Annotated in this window: 22 protein-coding genes; 6 read left to right on the plus strand and 16 right to left on the minus strand. The window is 63.7% G+C overall.

Annotated elements, in window-relative coordinates:
- Nucleotides 1-27: 27 nt before the first annotated feature.
- From IRL76_RS11855 to gluQRS, 3 genes are read right to left on the minus strand one after another with little or no spacing between them, the layout of a single operon-like run.
- Entirely contained in the window at nucleotides 28-597 is a 570-nt protein-coding gene (locus IRL76_RS11855) for a cob(I)yrinic acid a,c-diamide adenosyltransferase (protein WP_200981533.1), read from the minus strand.
- A 13-nt stretch (nucleotides 598-610) separates the two neighbouring features.
- Nucleotides 611-841 (minus strand): HIG1 domain-containing protein, encoded by a 231-nt coding sequence (locus IRL76_RS11860; RefSeq protein ID WP_200981534.1) that lies wholly within the window; start codon nucleotides 839-841, stop codon nucleotides 611-613.
- A 12-nt stretch (nucleotides 842-853) separates the two neighbouring features.
- Nucleotides 854-1,684 carry a tRNA glutamyl-Q(34) synthetase GluQRS gene (gene gluQRS, locus IRL76_RS11865; protein ID WP_200981535.1) on the minus strand — a complete coding sequence of 277 codons (831 nt, stop codon included), beginning with the start codon at nucleotides 1,682-1,684 and terminating at the stop codon, nucleotides 854-856.
- Nucleotides 1,685-1,828: 144 nt separating this feature from the next.
- Here gluQRS and IRL76_RS11870 point away from each other — a divergent pair, with 144 nt between their 5' ends.
- Nucleotides 1,829-2,437, plus strand: coding sequence for an HNH endonuclease (locus IRL76_RS11870; RefSeq protein WP_200981536.1), 609 nt, complete (start codon nucleotides 1,829-1,831; stop codon nucleotides 2,435-2,437).
- A gap of 37 nt (nucleotides 2,438-2,474) precedes the next feature.
- Here the strand turns inward: IRL76_RS11870 and IRL76_RS11875 are convergent, their stop codons facing one another.
- The 8 genes from IRL76_RS11875 to dksA all read right to left on the minus strand — a co-directional run bounded on the left by IRL76_RS11875 (nucleotide 2,475) and on the right by dksA (nucleotide 9,540).
- The gene (locus tag IRL76_RS11875; RefSeq protein WP_200981537.1) at nucleotides 2,475-3,758 is read right to left on the minus strand and encodes an amidohydrolase family protein; all 1,284 of its coding nucleotides are present in this window, start codon (nucleotides 3,756-3,758) and stop codon (nucleotides 2,475-2,477) included.
- Nucleotides 3,759-3,997: 239 nt separating this feature from the next.
- Nucleotides 3,998-5,215 (minus strand): kynureninase, encoded by a 1,218-nt coding sequence (gene kynU, locus IRL76_RS11880; protein ID WP_200981538.1) that lies wholly within the window; start codon nucleotides 5,213-5,215, stop codon nucleotides 3,998-4,000.
- The gene (gene kynB / locus IRL76_RS11885; RefSeq protein WP_200981539.1) at nucleotides 5,208-5,837 is read right to left on the minus strand and encodes an arylformamidase; all 630 of its coding nucleotides are present in this window, start codon (nucleotides 5,835-5,837) and stop codon (nucleotides 5,208-5,210) included. Before kynB ends, kynU begins: the two co-directional genes overlap by 8 nt.
- Nucleotides 5,834-6,625, minus strand: a complete 792-nt coding sequence (locus IRL76_RS11890) for a tryptophan 2,3-dioxygenase (protein WP_200981540.1) — start codon at nucleotides 6,623-6,625, stop codon at nucleotides 5,834-5,836. Before IRL76_RS11890 ends, kynB begins: the two co-directional genes overlap by 4 nt.
- A gap of 36 nt (nucleotides 6,626-6,661) precedes the next feature.
- A complete protein-coding gene (locus tag IRL76_RS11895) occupies nucleotides 6,662-7,081 on the minus strand; it encodes a DUF4112 domain-containing protein (RefSeq protein WP_200981541.1) in 420 nt (139 codons plus the stop codon).
- Nucleotides 7,082-7,086: 5 nt separating this feature from the next.
- Entirely contained in the window at nucleotides 7,087-8,547 is a 1,461-nt protein-coding gene (locus tag IRL76_RS11900; RefSeq protein WP_200981542.1) for an ABC transporter substrate-binding protein, read from the minus strand.
- 48 nt (nucleotides 8,548-8,595) lie between these two features.
- Complete coding sequence (locus IRL76_RS11905; RefSeq protein WP_200981543.1) at nucleotides 8,596-8,973, minus strand: PilZ domain-containing protein; 378 nt, start codon at nucleotides 8,971-8,973, stop codon at nucleotides 8,596-8,598.
- A 108-nt stretch (nucleotides 8,974-9,081) separates the two neighbouring features.
- Nucleotides 9,082-9,540, minus strand: a complete 459-nt coding sequence (gene dksA, locus IRL76_RS11910) for an RNA polymerase-binding protein DksA (RefSeq protein WP_200981544.1) — start codon at nucleotides 9,538-9,540, stop codon at nucleotides 9,082-9,084.
- A 287-nt stretch (nucleotides 9,541-9,827) separates the two neighbouring features.
- Between dksA and IRL76_RS11915 the strand changes: the two genes are divergently transcribed.
- A complete protein-coding gene (locus IRL76_RS11915; protein ID WP_200981545.1) occupies nucleotides 9,828-10,157 on the plus strand; it encodes a hypothetical protein in 330 nt (109 codons plus the stop codon).
- A 3-nt stretch (nucleotides 10,158-10,160) separates the two neighbouring features.
- Here the strand turns inward: IRL76_RS11915 and IRL76_RS11920 are convergent, their stop codons facing one another.
- Genes IRL76_RS11920 through IRL76_RS11940 form a run of 5 tightly spaced genes read right to left on the minus strand, consistent with a single transcriptional unit; the run spans nucleotide 10,161 to nucleotide 13,362 of the window.
- A complete protein-coding gene (locus IRL76_RS11920; RefSeq protein ID WP_200981546.1) occupies nucleotides 10,161-11,300 on the minus strand; it encodes a GNAT family N-acetyltransferase in 1,140 nt (379 codons plus the stop codon).
- Complete coding sequence (locus IRL76_RS11925; RefSeq protein ID WP_200981547.1) at nucleotides 11,297-12,064, minus strand: glycerophosphodiester phosphodiesterase family protein; 768 nt, start codon at nucleotides 12,062-12,064, stop codon at nucleotides 11,297-11,299. Before IRL76_RS11925 ends, IRL76_RS11920 begins: the two co-directional genes overlap by 4 nt.
- On the minus strand, nucleotides 12,039-12,494 hold the full coding sequence (locus IRL76_RS11930; RefSeq protein WP_200981548.1) for a RidA family protein: 456 nt from the start codon (nucleotides 12,492-12,494) through the stop codon (nucleotides 12,039-12,041). Before IRL76_RS11930 ends, IRL76_RS11925 begins: the two co-directional genes overlap by 26 nt.
- Nucleotides 12,491-13,132, minus strand: a complete 642-nt coding sequence (locus IRL76_RS11935) for an HAD family hydrolase (RefSeq protein ID WP_200981549.1) — start codon at nucleotides 13,130-13,132, stop codon at nucleotides 12,491-12,493. Before IRL76_RS11935 ends, IRL76_RS11930 begins: the two co-directional genes overlap by 4 nt.
- The gene (locus IRL76_RS11940) at nucleotides 13,129-13,362 is read right to left on the minus strand and encodes a DUF3572 family protein (RefSeq protein WP_200981550.1); all 234 of its coding nucleotides are present in this window, start codon (nucleotides 13,360-13,362) and stop codon (nucleotides 13,129-13,131) included. Before IRL76_RS11940 ends, IRL76_RS11935 begins: the two co-directional genes overlap by 4 nt.
- A 109-nt stretch (nucleotides 13,363-13,471) precedes the next feature.
- Between IRL76_RS11940 and IRL76_RS11945 the strand changes: the two genes are divergently transcribed.
- The 4 genes from IRL76_RS11945 (at nucleotide 13,472) to IRL76_RS11960 (ending at nucleotide 16,237) form a co-directional block, all read left to right on the plus strand.
- Entirely contained in the window at nucleotides 13,472-13,840 is a 369-nt protein-coding gene (locus tag IRL76_RS11945) for a response regulator (protein ID WP_200981551.1), read from the plus strand.
- A gap of 95 nt (nucleotides 13,841-13,935) precedes the next feature.
- A complete protein-coding gene (locus IRL76_RS11950) occupies nucleotides 13,936-14,178 on the plus strand; it encodes an acyl carrier protein (RefSeq protein ID WP_200981552.1) in 243 nt (80 codons plus the stop codon).
- The gene (spt, locus tag IRL76_RS11955; protein WP_200981553.1) at nucleotides 14,178-15,428 is read left to right on the plus strand and encodes a serine palmitoyltransferase; all 1,251 of its coding nucleotides are present in this window, start codon (nucleotides 14,178-14,180) and stop codon (nucleotides 15,426-15,428) included. Before IRL76_RS11950 ends, spt begins: the two co-directional genes overlap by 1 nt.
- 14 nt (nucleotides 15,429-15,442) lie before the next feature.
- Nucleotides 15,443-16,237 (plus strand): enoyl-CoA hydratase/isomerase family protein, encoded by a 795-nt coding sequence (locus tag IRL76_RS11960; protein WP_200981554.1) that lies wholly within the window; start codon nucleotides 15,443-15,445, stop codon nucleotides 16,235-16,237.
- Nucleotides 16,238-16,267 lie beyond the last annotated feature (30 nt).

The following is a 16,267-nucleotide window of genomic DNA, read 5'->3' on the forward strand; positions in this document are numbered from 1 at the left end:
TGCCCTAGCGAGCGGCGAAGGCGCTGGCTAGCGGTTTGCTCCGGGAATCCACTTTACGTCGTCGGCACCGTCGGCATTGGCAACACGCGCGAGGACGAAGAGGTAGTCCGACAGGCGGTTGATGTAGGCGAGAGCCTGGGGGTTGGTCGGCACATCGGCAGCCATCGCCGTCATGGCGCGTTCCGCACGACGGGCCGAGGCGCGGGCGACGTGGAGGCGCGCGGCAGCTTCCGAGCCGCCTGGGAGGACGAAGCTGGTGAGCGGGGCCAGCCTTTCGTTGGCCGCGTCGATCGACCGCTCCAGCCACTCGACCTGCGAGGTCACAATCCGGAGCGTCATCTCGGACGGGGCGAAGTCGTCCCCCGGTGTCGCAAGATCGGCGCCGAGGTCGAAAAGGTCGTTCTGGATGCGGTAGAGCGCTTCGGCGTGGTCGCTGCCCTTCAACGCAACAGCAGCAAGGCCCAATACACTGTTCGCTTCGTCTACCGCGCCGATTGCCTCCATGCGCGATGCGTGTTTCGGGAGGCGCGATCCGTCGACGAGGCCCGTCGTGCCGTCGTCGCCGGTGCGGGTGTAAATCTTGTTGAGTTTGACCACGAGGCGCCGCGCCTCAGTTGGCTATGGCGAGGATGACCGCGACCACGACGATCGCAAGTGCCTGGTACTTGATGCGGTTGAACATCATCCGGTTCTGCAACAGCTGCATCTCGGTGGCGTCCACCTGTTCCCCGCTTTGGAGGTCGATCTTGGTGCTCTTGAGAAAGGCGACGATGCCGCGAACCAGGCTGACGACCACCAGGATCATCAGCACGACGAGGACGATGATGAGGAATGTGTTCATAGTGACCCCGATCTAGGTACTGGCGAGCGTAATTCCAGCCGGAAACCGCCCCTGCCGCATTTCCTCTGCCAGCGCCAGCCCGTCCTCGCCGGCACGGCGCCGATCGGCGAGCGAAGGCGAGTGACGGCTCTTCGACAGCTTCTTGCCGTCGGCGTCCATCAGCAGGCCATGGTGGTGCCAGCGCGGCACAGGAAGGCCGAGCAGTGCCTGGAGCAGGCGGTGGACATTGGTGGCGTAGAACAAGTCCTGTCCCCGCGTCACCAGCGTTACCCCGTCGGCCGCATCGTCCAGCGTCGCGGCGAGGTGGTAGCTGGCCGGCGAATCCTTGCGCACGATGACGACATCGCCCGCCTCGCGCGGATCGGCGCGCATCCTGCCAGCCAGCTCATCCTCCCACCAGATATCGCCAACTTCCGCCATGGCCTTGCCGACGTCGAAGCGCAGCGCGAGTGGCTTGCCGATATCGAGTTCGCGGCCCTTGCAGGTGCCGGGATAGACCAGCCCGTCGGGCCCGAGATGCGGTTCGAGCGCCTCGATCTCGGCGCGGGTGCAGGTGCATGGATAGAGCAGGCCGCGTTCGAGTAGGTTGCGCGCTGCAGCATCATAGCTCGCCAGGCGGGTCGATTGCGCCGGGACTTCCTCCCATTCGAGGCCCAGCCATTCGAGGTCGGCTCGAAACTCGTCGGCCAGCTCGGCGCGCGAGCGGGTGCCGTCGATATCCTCGATCCTCAGCTGGAAGCGGCCCTGCCCTTCACGCGCCCGGTCATGTGCGACGATGGCCGCATAGGCATGGCCGAGGTGGAGCGAGCCGTTCGGGCTCGGGGCAAACCGTGTGACTGTCATCGGTGCGGACACGGTTGCTTTGAGAGTGAGTCAATAATGTCGCGATTCCCGGGATAAGCCTGTGGAAAGCCTGTCTGTAACAGTCTTGACCCTTTTCCTTGCAAGTGCATTTTTCGAACCAAGAGATCGGGGAGGAACGCCAACGTGTTCAGGGCCGAACTGCTGGAACGGGCCGCGAGGTTCCGAAGTACGCTCGAGGATCCGACGCGCAATCTGCAGTCGTGTCCGTCCCTCGTCCTGAATGCCGATTACACACCGCTATCCTATTATCCCCTGAGCCTGTGGCCGTGGCAGACCGCGATCAAGGCCATCTTCCTCGACCGGGTCGATGTCATCGCGACCTACGACCGGGAAGTCCACTCCCCCTCGCTCGACATGAAGATCCCCAGCGTGATAGCGCTGAAGCAATATGTGAAGCCGAGCGAATTTCCCGCCTTCACCCGCTTCAACGTCTTCCTGCGCGACCGCTTCAGCTGCCAGTTCTGCGGCGACATGCACAACCTCACCTTCGACCACGTGACCCCGCGCCGGCTGGGCGGCAAGACTACTTGGGAAAACATCGCCACCGCCTGCGCACCCTGCAACATGAAGAAGGGCGGGCGGACACCGAAACAGGCGGGGATGCACCTCTACGCAGAGCCGATCCGCCCAACGCACTGGCAGTTGCAGCAGCACGGCAAGATGTTCCCGCCGAACTACCTCCACGAAACCTGGCGCGACTGGCTTTACTGGGACATCGAGCTGGAGGAATAGGAGATTGTCGGGTGGTCACGGGTCACCCGCGCACCGGCTACAATCCGAGGCCGGCAATATCGACGCCCTGCGCCTCGAGAGCTTCCGCCAGATTTCGCTGCGTTCTTGCGACATCATGCACTGCCGCGCTCTTGCTTAGATCGTCGAGCTTCTCGCGATCGAGGTATCGCCCTTTGGCAATGACGGCGGACAGCCGCCTCAACGCCGAAAGATCCATGCTGGGGTCTGCATCCAAAAGCAGGAGGTCCGCCCTCTGCCCTTCTGCGACACGTCCGAAGCGGTCCGTCTCTCCCAGTACCTTGGCTGGATTGAGCGTAGCCGCTCGCAGCGCATCTTGAGGTTGAAGGCCAGCTTCGACAAGCAAGTCGAGTTCCTCGACCAACGAGACGCCGGGAATATTCGTAAAAATGCCGGCATCGCTGCCCGCCACCATCAGCGCACCTTCTTCATGAAGGTACTGCGTCATGGTCTTGAAGAACTCGAAAGCTGCGCGGTTCTGCGGAATATCTTCGTGGGACCAGCGATCGTACTCAGCTTGTGATTGAGCGACGAGCAGGGGATTGAGCATCTCGGTCCCGGGTCGCTGGAGGTACTTACCCCGAGTCTCTGCGACCCTAAGTAGGTTGGAAAAGGCAAGAAGCGTCGGATCGACCGGAACATTCGCATCTGCGATTTTCGCAGCGAGCGTCTTGGCAACCGACTCATCGTAGCGGTTGCGGAGACCGTGCCAGACAATCGATTCCACGTGTTCGATCGTGACGAAACCATCGTCGAGGATTTCGTCGAAACCGATCGTGAATGGGCGTGCAGCTGGAGTTCCTGCCATCCGAACCCCCTCAGGCGTATGACCCATGACGGTCATTCCCAATTTGCCGGCCTCGTCCCGGATTGCGTCGTATGCTTCGCGGGTGAGGTTCGAATAGACCTTCAGTCGCCTGAAACCGGCATCGTACTGCCGCCGCACTGCGCCGCGTGCTTCCTCGGCAGTGGCTACGATCTCATGATTTATCTGCTCATTCGCACCATGACTGTTGAGGATCGGGCCCGTGGTGATCAGCCGGGGGCCAAGAACCTCACCATTTTCGATCCGATCTGCCAGCGGGAGGTGGAACGGCATTCCCGATGCGTTTCGGACTGTCGTCACGCCATTGGCAAGATAGGCACCGAGCGACGCTTCATCCCAGATGTGGACGTGCATGTCGACGAGCCCTGGCATCGCGATGCGCCCCTGGCCATCGATGACCATGAGCCCCTCGTCCGCAATTTCTCGGCTCGCAGGGGCTATGCGGGAAACCACGCCATCTTCGATGAGGATCGCCATGTCCCTTTCGATCCGCGGACTATCCACATCGAGATGAAGGATATCGACATCGCGAAGTAAGTATCGATCAACCGGCCTAGCGGAAGCTTGAGCCGCAAAGGCCATCGCAACCGCAAAGACGAACACTCGAAGTCTACATGCCTTCGCTATCAACATTCTTCCCCCCGCGAGATCATCACGGGTTTGACCGTACGCATCGAGGCGACGAATTCAACTTTGGGCCCGGATTGGGCGCTTGCTTACGTCACTGCCGCCCGCTCGCGGAACTCGTCGCGCTGCCACTCTCCCGTTTCCAAGACCTCGGTGAGATGCCGTGCCGCCTCGGCTATGTCCTCGAAGCGCAGGTAGGCGGGCGCGAAACCGAGGCGCAGGATGTCGGGATCGCGGAAATCGCCGATGACACCGCGGGCGATGAGGGCCTGGCAGATGGCGTAGGCCTCGGGATGACGGAAGGAGAGCTGGCTGCCGCGCCGGGCCGGATCGGTCGGGCTGACGATCTCGAGTTCGATACCGTGTTCCGACACGCACTGGCGGAAGAATTCGGACAGCTGCTGCGACTTGGCATAGAGCCGCTCGACGCCGATTTCGGCGATCAGGTCGACTCCCACCTCCAGCGCGGCGAGACCGAGGATGGGCGGTGTGCCGCAGAGCATCCGGTCGACGCCGAGCGCGGGCGCATAATCGTCGCTGAAGGCGAAAGGCGCGGCGTGGCCCATCCAGCCGGTGAGCGGTTGTTGCACCTCGATCTGGTGACGCTCGGCAACGAAAAGATAGCCGGGCGCACCGGGTCCGCCATTGAAATACTTGTAACCGCAGCCGACCGCGAAATCAGCGTTGCAGGCGTTCAGATCGACCGGCAGCGCCCCGCCCGAATGCGACAGGTCCCACAGTACCAGCGCGCCCCTGGCATGGGCCGCCTCGGTGAGCGCGGCCATGTCGAAGATCGCGCCGGTCTTGTAGTGGACATGGGTCAGCATCAGCAGCGCGACGTTCTCGTCGATCGCGTCGGCCATCGCTTCGCGCGGTGCCAGACGGCGCTCGGCAAGCCCCTGCTGTTCAAGCCCCGCGATCATGTAAAGGTCGGTGGGGAAGTTGCCCGGTTCACTCAGCACAACCTTGCGCCCGGGTCGCATGGCGAGGGCAGCGGAGATCAGCTTGAACAGGTTCACGCTGGTGGAGTCGCAGGCGATGACCTCGTGCGGCTGCGCTCCGACCAACGGCGCGATCTTGGCCCCGACGCGTTGGGGCAGTGTGATCCAATCAGCGGAATTCCAGCTGCGGATCAAGCCTTGGCCCCACTCGCCCAGGACGACCTCTTCAAGTCGGTCGGGCGTCGCCTTTGGCAATGCACCGAGCGAATTGCCGTCGAGATAGATGACGCCTTCGGCCACGTCGAAACGGTCGCGGAACTCGCGCAGCGGATCGCCCGCGTCGAGGGTGCGCGCACGCTCAAGCATCCGGGAGCTCCCGCAGCACCGCACGACACAGGCCCGCATCCCCGCCCGTGATCTTCAGCGGCAGGGCAATGAGCTCGTAGCGCCCCGGCGGCACGTCATCGAGCACCAGCCCTTCAAGGATGCGCATGTCGTTGGCGAGCACCGCCTTGTGGGCGTCCATCGTCTTCGATTCCTGCGGGTCGACCGAGGGCGCATCGGTACCGATCAGGACAACGCCCTGCCCGGCCAGCCAGTCGATCATCTCGGCAGCGATGGCAGTGAAATCGCTGTCCCATTGATCATGCGGGAAGCGCTCGTAGGTCCGCAACAGCACCCGCGTCGCACCGCCGAGGTCGGGCAAGTCGGCGATCTGCACCCACCCCCGCGCCGCACGCGCATCGACCACCAGGCATTCGCCAAGGTAGGGGTCGAGCGAGACGCTGGCGATATCCTCGGCCGTTGCCGAATAGTGCAACGGCGCGTCGCCGTGCGTGCCCGAATGCGTGCTCATGGTCATGCGCCCGACATTGACCGGCGAGCCGTCCTCCATCTTCCACGTGCGGTCGAATGCGAATTCGGTGTCGCCCGGCCAGACCGGCAGGCTGGGGCGCAAGGTCTGGGAAATATCCCGGATGCGGCTCACAGTGCGGTCCTGACGCTGAGCAGTTCGGGGAAGAACGCCGCCTTCAGCACGCCTTCGAGGTACGGAACGCCAGGCGTCCCGCCAGTGCCGGTCTTGAAGCCGATGATGCGCTCGACGGTCTTCAGGTGTCCGAAACGCCAGCGCTGGAAGTGGTATTCGAGGTCGACGAGCTTCTCGGCCAGTTCGTAGAGGTCCCAGTGTTTCTGCGGGTCTCGGTAAATCTCTGCCCATGCGGCTTCGACTGCAGGCGAATGCTCCCACGCCGCGCCAACTGGTCGGTCGAGGACCTCCGCGGGGATCGTGAACCCGCGCCGTGCCAGCAGCGCGACCGCTTCGGCATAGATGCTCTTGCGGTCGAGTTCGGCCCGCAGCTCGCGCGCGACCTCGGGGGTCGCCTCGTGCATCTCCACCATCTTGGGTTTCCTGCCGCCGAGGAGGAACTCCATCATCCGGTATTGTGCGCTCTGGAAGCCGCTGGAGCCGCCGAGATGCGGGCGGATGGTCGAATAGTCGTGCGGGGTCATGGTGCTGAGCACGTCCCAGCTCTGGATCAGCTGCCCTTGAGCCCGGGCGACGCGGGCGAGCATCTTGAACGCGGGACGCAAATTGTCGGCCACGATGCACTCGCGCGCAGCGAGCAGTTCGTGGATGCACAGCTTGAGCCACAGCTCGGAAGCCTGGTGGACGATGATGAACAGCATCTCGTCATGCGCGTCCGATGCCGGATGCTGCGCTGCGAGGATGCGGTCGAGGTCGAGATAGGACCCGTAGGTAACGTCTTGCGCCATGCGCGCACCCCTAGCGCGCAATCGTCTCGCTTGAAACTACCCCTCGATAACGCGGGTCGCGGGATGATGCTTGTCGAGGTGGTTTTTGACGATCTTGAGATTGCGGCTGTTCGAGCGGAAGGCGAGGTCGAAGGCATCGCCCAGCACGGGCACGGCGCCGACCGCGCTGTCGAAGACGATATTGCCCGCCATGCGCCACAGCTTCCATTTGGGAATGCCGAGGTTGCGCGCTTCCCAGACGATGTAGGCGCCCATCGCAGCCGTAACGAAATCGCCGATCACCGGGACCAGGCCGACGATGGAGTCGAGGCCAATGGGATAGCTGGTGCCGGGAATGACGAGACTGCGTTCGAGCAATAGCTCCATCGCCTCAATGCGTTTGCGCACGGACAGAGGGTCGGTGCCGGTCGGCATTTCGAAGCCCAGCGGTCGGGCGCGGGGGAAGCGTTCGTCCATCTTCCCTAGATGGGGGCGTGGGAGAGTGGGAACAAGGGATGGACGTTCCAGCCGTTCTCGGAAAAGCCAGTAGTGTCACCGCGCACCAGTGACCAGCGGATAGGAGCGCCCAGCGGGATAAACAGGTTTGACGCCGTCAATGCCTGCTCCGCTTCGGCGAGGAAGGAGGCCTCTTCTGCCGGATCGCGCGCATCCACGGCCAGGCCGACGAGGTAATCCGCGCCCTCGGAGCAAACCTGGCGCGAGACGCGGCAATTGAACTGGTTGAGAAACCAGCGCGGACCCCCGAAGCGTGCCACGCGATCGCGCAGGACGAGGTTGGCCTTCTTGCCCTTTGCCGTGCGTTCGACTGCTATGCCGACCTGCGACAGATCCCGTGCAAGTGCCTCGAACAACAGGTCGGAACCGGGCCCGTGCGGCAATTCGATGCTGACGCGCACTTCGCCACCATTGAGGCCTTTCCAGCGCGACACGCGCGAGGCAGCCCGCGAACGCCGCGCGCCCATGTCCATGTCGCTCCAGCGCTCTCCCACGGTCCCGGGATCGTTAGGTAGTCCCGGAGCGACAATCCGCGTCGTCGGGACCCAGCCACCGATGTTGAATGCACCGAGCAGGGTTGATCGGTCGATCGCCATTGCCACGGCCTCGCGGTTCTCGGCTGTGGAGAGGAAGCCTGCGGGATTGACGACATCAAGGCCGAACAGTCCCAGCGCTGCGTCGAGCCGGATCGTGCCGCGGCTCAACGGGCCGGCGTTCACTAACGGGAGGCTTTCGATCCGTCCGCCGAGAACGAGGTCGTACTTGCCTTGCGCGAAACCCTCCGCAGCAGTGGCCGCATCCTTCGCATAAACGCGCACCGGCGAGACTGCCTCCTCCCAACCCTCCTGGCTCGGCAAGCCGCGGTCTTCGGGCGGCATGGCATCGAGCTGGATGTAGTCGGCTTCTCGAGTGGCGCGCATCGGCCCGATCTGGGTCTTGTCGAGCGACAGGCCCAATTCCGGCTGGGCGAGCAGCTGGAGCAGGTCGGGCATGGGGCTCTTCAGGCGGACTTCGATCACCCTGCCGGTCATCGCCCGGATATCGCGCACCTTGGCAAGGTCGAGGCCGAGCGAGGTCCCGTCCAGCCGCCGCAAGGTCACAGCCAGCTTGTCGCGCACCATCTGGGCCGTCAGGCGCGAGCCATCAGGAAGGTCGAATTCGCGGATGCGGAAAATGTAGCTGGAGCCGTCATCGGTGACGATCCAGCGCTCTGCCAGCGCGGGAACGACCGAACCTGCCGGATCGAGCGACACCAACCCCTGCGCCTGCGCAGCACGAAGTTCCTGCCCGGGATAGGCCAATCGGACGCCGCCGGTAGCAAGTTCACTCGGCGCAGCAATGAAGGCGACATCGACTACACCGTCATTGACCCCGCCGCTGCATGCAGCGGTTGCCAGTGCCAGTATCAGGGCAGGGATGAAGCGCATCGCCCGCGACTAGCAGTCATGGGCCGCCGCGTCAGCCGCAAGTTTCACTCAGATCGAGCGAACGCCATGTTCATTGTCGAAGATGCGTCCCGTCCGCACTGGTCGCGTATGGCGCGGAGCCTCGCTTCCTTGCGTTCCCGCCGAATTCGCCGCGCGCACCAGGATCGGGTCGATTTCGCGATCGAACGCGATTCCGAAGCGGATTCCCTGGACCCAGGCAACCACGCCCTTCACCTCGCCGACATTGCGCAGGCCGGCTGTGACGCGATCGCCGCTGGCCACCGCCACGCCGGATTCAGCCATCATGCCACCGGCCGACAGATTGCGCACTTTCGCGCGCACCACTTCCGTGCGTCCGTCGAAAGCCAGATCCGCAAACAGGAAAAGGCTGTCGCGCACGACATTCCGGGTTTCCAGCGAAGACATTAAGCTTCCGTCTCCCAAGCCTTAACAACCACCACGCAAATGCGGCGTGTGTGGAGCTATATGCCCGAGGAGACTTGAAAGAGCGGTAAAACGAAAAGGTTAACGCACCTAGTCGTCGCGGGAGATCTTCTCGCGTCGCTCGTGCGCTTCCTGCGCCTCGACGGTCATCGTGGCGACGGGACGCGCGATCAGGCGCTTCAGGCCGATCGGGTCGCCGGTCACTTCGCAATAGCCATATTCGCCCCGGTCGATGCGGCGCAGGGCAGAATCGATCTTGGCGATGAGCTTGCGCTGGCGATCGCGCGTGCGCAGTTCGATCCCCCAGTCGGTTTCGGAAGATGCGCGGTCGTTTAGGTCGGGTTCGCGTATCGGACCATCCTGGAGCGATTGCAGCGTCTGTCCGGCAGCGTCGTGGATCGACTTTTTCCAGTCGAGCAACAGGATGCGGAAATAATCCAGCTGCCTGTCATTCATGTACTCTTCGTCTTCGCTGGGATTGTAATCGTCACCGACCGCCGCGCGGGCCTTGGCCAGTTTCTCCATGTCGCTCGAAGCCGTTGAGGCCATTCGACCCTCTCACCTGTAAGAACCGTAGTCGCAGGTCACCGCCGCCCCGCTGGCCCGAATTTTTCCGGTGCCCGACGCCCTGTTGGGCGGGCCTATAGGCAAGCGCCCCTAGGCACACAAGCGGCAATCCCGGCAAGGTGCCAAATTGATGCTGCACGTGCCCCAAACAGCGCGAATTACCTCCTCCGCAAAGAAAATCGCCGGGGCGTTAACCAATTGTTGACCATAAAAGCCGACCTCTTGGCTGTCCGGTGGGGCAAATGCCGGGCTCAATGGGGGAAATGACAATGGCTTTTACCGCTATCCAGGGAGGCGCCGGTGCCATCGTGCAGGGCAAGGCTGCTGCCGAACTCGTCGCCGAATGTCTCGCCGCTTACGGCAATGGCAGCCTCGATGCTCTCTATGACCTCGGTGTCGCCTTTTCGACCGCCAGCCACGGCGTGACCTGCGACATGATCGAAGCACACAAGTGGTTCAACATCGCGGCCTCGAAGGGGCACGAGGAAGCTGCTTGGTGCCGCGCCGACATTTCCGAGGAAATGACCGCCCGCGAAATCGCCGAGGCCCAGCGCCGTGCGCGCGAATGGCTCCTCGAAGGACAGCGCAAGGCCGCCTGAAGCCTATCCGCCCTTCCTGAACGGGGTTCGGCCGGAAAGGTAGTTGCGGTCGGCGGCCACTCCGGCACGCTCGCGCTGGAGGAATTCCGCCACCGCCTCGCGGAAACCGGGGTCGGCGATCCAGTGCGCCGAGACGGTCTCCACCGGTTCATAGCCGCGGGCAAGCTTGTGCCCGCCCTGCGCCCCGGCTTCGACACGCGACAGGCCCAGTTCGATCGCCGCGTCGATCGCCTGGTAGTAACACAGTTCAAAATGCAGGAAGCGGATGTCGCGCGTGCAGCCCCAGTAGCGGCCATATAGCGCATCATCGCCAATGAAATTGAGCGCTCCGGCCACGGGAAAGCGGTCCTGCACTGCCAGCACCAGCATGATCTTCTCTCCCATCCGCTCGCCGAACAGGTCGAAAGCCTCGCGCGTCAGGTATGGATGGCCCCATTTGCGTGCGCCGGTGTCCTGGTAGAAATGCCAGAAGGCGTCCCAATGCTCGGGACGAATGTCGCCTCCCGTCAGCCTGACAATCTCGACCTCCGCCTGTGCAGCCGCGCGTTCCTTGCGCAGGTCCTTGCGCTTTCGTGACGACAGCGTGGCGAGGAAATCGTCGAAGGTTGAATACCCGCGATTGTGCCAGTGGAACTGGATGTCCGAGCGCAGCATCCACCCCGCATTCTCGAACAGCGGCTGCTGGGCCGGTTCGATGAAGGTCGCATGGGCCGAAGAGAAGCGGTTCTGGAGGCACAGCTGCTCGGCCGCATTGAGCAGCGGCCCGGCATAGGCCTCGTTCGACAGCAGCAGTCGCGGCCCCGTCGCCGGGGTGAACGGCGCGGCAATCTGGAGCTTGGGGTAGTAGCGTCCGCCGGCGCGCTCGTAGGCATCGGCCCAACTATGGTCGAAGACGTATTCGCCCTGGCTGTGGCTTTTGAGATAGGCGGGCATGGCGGCGAGGATCGGGCCGCCCTCCTCGTTGATGACGATCGGTGTCGCCTGCCACCCGGTGCCCGGTCCGACGCTACCCGAATCTTCCAGCGCGGTCAGGAATTCATGGCTCACGAATGGATTGTCGGCACCTGCGAGCGCGTTCCATTCCGCGCGGTCGAAAGCGCCGACCGACCCGCCGACGCGGGCGGCAAGGCCGCCATCGCTCATGGCAGGCCGGCGCCTTCGGCGATGGGTGCATCGGCATATTGCCGCGCCCGTTCGCGCAGGTCGGGGGAACTGACGGTCCAGGTGAGCACCGGCAGCCCTGCGGTGCGAGCAGCCGTGACCATCCGGTTGGGAAGTGCGTGAACGTGATAGGCGAGGAAATCGGGCTGGGCGGCCCATAGCGCGAGGTGGCGACTGATCTCGCTCTGTGTATGCCCCTTGCTATCCTCGCGCATTACCAGGCCGCGCACGGTCATGGGCGAGTGCTGCTTGAGCCACCGGGAGACACGGGGATCGAAGCTCATCACCGCGTGCTGTCCGGTATATCCGTCGAGCGCATCGACGACGCGGCGACAAGTCCGCGTCACATCGTAGCGTGGCTTGGATTTCACCTCGATCAGCAGCGGGACCCGACCTGCAACGATTTCGAGCAGGGCGGCAAGGTCTATCGGCGCCTCGCCATCGGCATAATGCAAGGCTTGCCATTGCGCCCTGGTGCGATGTTCGCCCTGGTCGGGAGACCCGAGCAAGCGGGCAAAATCCCAGTCGTGAAAGACCATGGGCCAGTCATCGAGGCTGCGCTGGATATCGCACTCGATGCCCAAGCCTTCTTCGACCGCCGCGCGAAAAGCGGCAGGCGAGTTCTCTACCCGCCCCTCGCCATGCAACCCGCGATGGGCATAGGTCCATTGCCGCAGCCACCCGACCCGCTCAGGGTCGGGCGAAGCGACGAAGAAGCGATCAAGCCGTGATAGCAATGATCGCATCGACCTCGACCGCGGCATCGAGCGGCAGGACCGGTACGCCGACTGCGCTGCGAGCGTGCTTGCCGGCATCGCCGAACACTTCGACCATCAGGTCGGACGCGCCGTTTGCGACCTTGGGCTGGTCGGTGAAATCGGGCGTCGATGCGACGAAGCCACCCAGCTTAACCACCTGTTCGACCCGCTCGAGCAGGCCTGCAGCCTCGAGCTGGGCGAGAATCATCAACCCGCAAGCGCGGGCCGCCGCCTGGCCTTCCTCGAGGCTCACGGTGTCGCCCAGCTTTCCGGTGACGAGCTTGCCGTCGACGAAGGGCAGCTGGCCCGAAAGGTATGCGCGGCGGCCGTCGACAACGACCGGCACGTAGCTGGCGACGGGGGCTGCGGCCTTGGGCAGGGTGATGCCGAGTTCCTGGAGCCGTGCGGCGATAGTCATGCGTCTTCCTTTTCGAGTTTGCCCATCAGCCAGGGCAGCGCGTGCTCCCACGTGTCGATCCGCGCGTCGGCATGGCCGGACTTGTGTGCGCAATCGATCAGCGGGGCGAGCATGGGTTCGCCGCACAGGTGGAGGGTCGTGATATTGGCGCCGGTCCCGCCCAGCGTTTCGCGTGCCGAACGGTGATGCTGGGCAAGATCGTCGATGAAAATGGCGTGCGACGGATTGTATTCCTCGAGAATCGCCTGGAGTGCCGGACCCTTCGGCCCCTGGTTGGTGAAGACCCGCGCATGGAAACCGTGGTCCGCGAGCTGCTCACGCCGCATCTGCTGGCGCGCATCGTTGAGATTGGTCAGCACCACGACGTCTGCATGGTCGGCAAGCGCGTTGATGCCTTCGATCGCACCAGGGATCGGCGTCTGGCGATGCATCTGCGTGTCGAAGAAACCGCCAAGCATCTTCCAGATGTCCTCGGGCGCAAGATAGTCGCCGCTATTCTGCCAACGCAGCGCCTTTGAAAAATCGTTGCCGACCATGCGGAATTCGACGCCCTGCGTCTCGGCCAGCCAGTCGCGGAAGGGCGCGACCATGTAGAGCAGGACCTCGTCGCAGTCGGAGATGATCAGCGGCCGGCTCATCGAGCGAGCTCCCGGCTGGCGGCCACCAGAGCTTCGGGCGTCGTGCCCAGCGCATCGGCGGCGAGCACGAGGTCGGGCTCATGGTTGGCGAGGAATTCGAGCACGGCTGCCTGCACGCCGCGATCCTCGATCCCGTGCCGCAGGCGCTCGGGCGTCAGGCCGGTCAGCGACAGCAGGCGGTCGGCCCGCTGACCGTCCGCCAACGCCCAGCCGAGTGCCTCGAGTGCCAAGACCTCGGGCGCCCTGCCCTCTGCCTGCGAAGATGATGCGTCGCGGATAATTGTCAGTTCCCTTCGATTTCCATATGGCGCCTTGCACACGCCCTGAGGAGGCCCGCAGGTGGCAAAGAGAATCCTCGTTGTCGAGGACAACGATCTCAACCGGAAACTGTTCTGCGACGTTTTGAAGGCCAACGGCTTCGAAGTCGTGCCTGTCGCTGACGGTTCCAACGTGCTGCCTACGGCCAAGCGATTCGCGCCCGACCTGGTCATCATGGACATCCAGTTGCCCAATGTCAGCGGGGTCGACCTGATCGTCCAGCTCAAATCGGATTACTCGCTGCGCGACATCCCGGTTCTGGCGGTGACCGCCTACGCCGGCAAGGGCGACGAAGAGCGCATCCGCGATGCCGGTGCGGCGGATTACCTCGCCAAACCCGTCTCAATCGGCCCCTTCATGGCCGCCGTGCGCGCGTTGCTGCCCGACTAGGCAAGCTTGACAAGCGCCGCGCGAAACCGTTTGGCCCCGACATCATGCAGGACTACGCCCTGCGCACCGGAAGAACGCAGAGAACTGGACCCCCTATGGACCGCGCCGAAGTCGACACCATGATCCGCTCGCTGATCGAGCCCTTCAACAAGAAGGAAGTCGCGATCACCGACAGCACCACTTTTGCCAACGATCTCGAATTCGACAGCCTCACGGTCATGGATTTCGTTGCCGAGATCGAGGACGCGTTCGACATCATCATCTCGATGAACCAGCAGGCCGAGATCGAGAATTACGGCCAGCTCGTCGATGCCGTGACCAAGCTGCAGGCCGACTGATGAGCGAGGGCATCCTGCAGCCGGACCAGCCGGAGACGCTCGAAGGAGAGGGCAAGGACCTTTTCTCGAAGTTCGACGACATCATCGCCATGCGCGAAGGCCTCCTCGCCAGCGGCGTGGAGGATCCCTTCAACCTGGTAATGGAAAAGGTCCTCTCGCCGACCCGCGCGATCTGCAACGGGCGCGAGACGATCCTGCTCGGCACCTACAACTACATGGGCATGACGTTCGACCCGGATGTGGTCGAGGCGGGCAAGAAGGCGCTTGCCGATTTCGGTTCGGGCACCACCGGTAGCCGCGTGCTTAACGGCACCTACCAGGGCCACAAGGAAGTCGAGCAGGCGCTCAAGGACTTCTACGACATGGACCACGCGATGGTCTTCTCGACCGGCTACCAGGCCAATCTCGGGATCATCAGCACCATCGCCGGCAAGGGCGACTACGTCATCCTCGACATCGACAGCCACGCCAGCATCTGGGACGGCTGCGCGATGGGCAATGCCGAGATCGTGCCCTTCAAGCACAACGACATCGAAGCGCTGGAAAAGCGGCTCAAGCGCATCCCCGAAGGCGCGGGCAAGCTGGTCGTCCTCGAAGGCGTCTACTCGATGCTCGGCGACATTGCGCCGCTCAAGGAAATGGTCGCGGTCGCCAAGAAGTACGGCGCCATGGTGCTGGTCGACGAGGCTCACTCGATGGGCTTCATCGGCGAGCATGGCCGCGGCGTGTGCGAACAGGCCGGTGTCATCGACGATTGCGACTTCATCATCGGCACCTTCTCCAAGAGTGTCGGCACCGTCGGTGGCTTCTGCGTATCGAACCATCCGAAGTTCGAGATCATGCGCCTCGTCTGCCGTCCCTATGTCTTCACCGCCTCGCTGCCGCCGAGCGTGGTCGCGACGGCCGAGACCTCGATCCGCAAGCTGATGCACGGGTCGAACAAGCGTGCGCATCTGTGGGAGAACTCCAAGAACCTCCACAAGGGCCTGCGTGACCTCGGCTTCCAGCTCGGCACTGACGAACCGCAGAGCGCAATCATCGCGGTGATCATGCCCGACCTCGAGCGCGGCGCAGCCATGTGGGAGGCGTTGATCAAGAACGGGCTCTACGTGAACCTCGCCCGCCCGCCGGCGACGCCTGCGAACATGACCCTTCTGCGCTGCTCGCTGTGCGCCGAGCATTCCGAGGAGGAAGTGGGCGAGATCCTGCGCATCTTCGAGGTTGCCGGGAAGGCCGTGGGCATCATCTGACGAAGGGACAGCCAGTGACCGACCCGATCCTCATCCACTCCGATGGTCCGGTCGAGACGGTCACGCTGAACCGGCCCGAGCGCCTCAACGCCATGGACGAGGCGTTGATCTATGCATTGCAGGACTATTTCCGCGGCCTGCACGATCGCCTCGATGTGCGCGTCGTGGTGCTCAGGGCTGCGGGCCGGGCATTCTGCGCGGGCCTCGATCTGGGCAGCTGGAAGAATACCGGCAACGAGGGGGCGATCCATCACACTTGGCGCACCCAGCGGGCCATTGCCACGGTGATGCAGCTGATGCGCAGCTGCCCCCAGCCGATCATCGCCCTGGCACAGGGCGCTGCCTGCGGGGGCGGCCTGTCGTTGCTGCTGTCGAGCGACATCCGGTTTTGCACGCCGGATTTCCGCATGAACGCGGCCTATATCAAGATCGGTCTCGGCGGGTGCGACATGGGATCGAGCTACTTCCTGCCGCGCCTGGTCGGCTCGTCGCTGGCCTCGGAGATGATCCTCACAGGTCGCTTCATCCATGCCGATCGCGCGCTCGCCTCAGGCTTCGTCAGTGCAGTGGTCGCGAGCGACCAGCTGGATGCCGCAGCGGCCGGAATCGTCGACGACATGCTCCTGACCGCACCGATGGGCCTGAGGCTCAGCAAGGATGCCCTAAATCGCAATATCGATGCGCCCGGCTTCGAGGCAGCGCTGGCGATCGAGGATCGTCAGCAGGTGATGCTGAGCCAGACGGCCGATGCACTGGAGGCACAGCGCGCTTTCCTCGACAAGCGGCGGCCCGATTACCGCGACCGCTAGCATAAAGGTGCCGGCCAGGCTCTCCTTCCC

Origin of the sequence: Qipengyuania soli (genome assembly GCF_015529805.1) — a bacterium.
Taxonomy (GTDB): Bacteria; Pseudomonadota; Alphaproteobacteria; order Sphingomonadales; family Sphingomonadaceae; genus Qipengyuania; species Qipengyuania soli.